The 1625-nt window shown below is 43.2% G+C and carries 2 protein-coding genes; both read left to right on the top strand.

The window, feature by feature from the left end:
• Window positions 1-688: DUF6246 family protein (locus IQ209_RS17805; protein WP_228005975.1), on the top strand; the 688-nt coding region annotated here is incomplete at its 5' end.
• Window positions 689-870: 182 nt separating this feature from the next.
• Window positions 871-1512: a hypothetical protein gene (locus tag IQ209_RS17800; RefSeq protein ID WP_193852516.1), complete on the top strand. Its 642-nt coding sequence runs from the start codon at window positions 871-873 to the stop codon at window positions 1510-1512.
• Window positions 1513-1625: the final 113 nt, after the last annotated feature.

The following is a 1625-nucleotide window of genomic DNA, read 5'->3' as shown; positions in this document are numbered from 1 at the left end:
GACACCTATTTTAGATATTGGTGAGATGGTTATCTCTACTGATAAAATCGATTATTTATTGTGCCCCTCTTTCTCTGCAATGACACGTATCGGTACACCTCGACAGATTGTAGAGGCGTACACTTTGCTCAATGGGGCAGAGACTCAGGAGTTAATTAACCGCGCGTTGTTGGCTTACGGTACGCTTCCCGACTGGTTGATTAAACTGATGCGAAAACCCGCATTTGGCCGCAATATCCTGTCAACGGCCATGCTAGTGATACAGGCTTGCTGTGATCATTATGTGGACGAGCTGATCGGTGAATGGCGTCCGGGGCGAAGAGGAGTCGTGTACCGTTTGGGTAGTTTGCCAATTAATGACATCATTTTGATTGCTCGTGAACTGATAACGCATGGTGTTATCGGTCGGGTAAAAATCAGAAAACTCCAGCGGCATGAAGGGAAGGAAGCGTTTTCTGACCAGTTTAAAGCGATTGAGTATATCAATGCAGCTCGCGCCCATTTCAATATGCCGCGCGAAGAAGCCGAGCAGTTAACGATGACCGAATTTCAGATGATGCTAAAAGCCAAGTTCCCTGATGAGAAAGGCTTCACGCGGGAAGAGTACGATGCGGTTATTGATGCCGATGATCAGCGTACTAATGACCTGATGAGCGGTAAGCGAAGGTTGGTGAGTATGAAGAAGTGATAGCCAAGAATAGGCTAAAAACCGAAGCTATTTGACACATTCTGATGGTTAAACAAACAACCTGAATATAGCCTCAGCTATTGAACCCTAGGTTCAAAGAGTCTAATATTACCTCAGTTATATTTATCAATGAGCTAAATATTGAACGTCTGTTTTAAGCAACTGAGCTTAATGGGGAGCACATGCCACAAAGATTGGTACGTCCTGAAAAGGTTAATGAGGTTTTCGCTCACTTGAACGAAAGCTCAGATAATCACGTTCTGTACGCTTCTTTGATGGGTGGAGAGGACATCACAGGTCAAATAAAAGGATTGTCTTTTTCTCCTGGCTATCGCATGGTTCGGGTTGATAATCGATTGACTGGCAAGATTAGCCAATCTCATTTTGAGCTAGCTCTAATAAACGATATATCAAAAGAGGTGGTTTATTATAATCGAGTGGTCATACAGCCTGACGCTGTATTGAATTGTCGTCCTGTAACTCAAATTCTCGTTTGGCGCATTGCAACACCTCAGCATCGATCCGCCCTACGTGATTTGGCGGGCAGGGTGTTCTTTGATTACCTACTAGAGCGCTACAACATAATAGTATCTGATATGAATCAGACTAATGACGGCATGGCTTTCTGGCAGGCTCGTATGTATGACGCTCTGATGTATAATTTGCATGTTTACGCCTATGACATGATGACTTGCGAATTGCGCAAGATTCAGACTCAAGATGATGTTGGTCGACAAGAGATGTGGCTATGGGGTGATCCAGAACACCATCAAAATAGATTGGCTATCATTTCTAAAAATGAATTACCAATACCGGAAGAATAAATTGTATTAGTCCAGATTAGATCTGACAACTACCGGTTATTTATACAGGTGTCTGTCAGGTTAAATCTGGGTTAAATTCTTTTCTGCCCAGAGTCGTTTTCCATCCAATAACG

Source organism: Xenorhabdus sp. BG5, assembly GCF_015163665.1.
Classification (GTDB): domain Bacteria; phylum Pseudomonadota; class Gammaproteobacteria; order Enterobacterales; family Enterobacteriaceae; genus Xenorhabdus.
This window is presented reverse-complemented; position numbering and strand designations above follow the sequence as displayed.

Excerpts from the sequence above, each read along its gene's own strand:
- IQ209_RS17800 (WP_193852516.1), top strand. The coding sequence starts at position 871 with ATGCCACAAAGATTGGTACGTCCTGAAAAGGTTAATGAGGTTTTCGCT.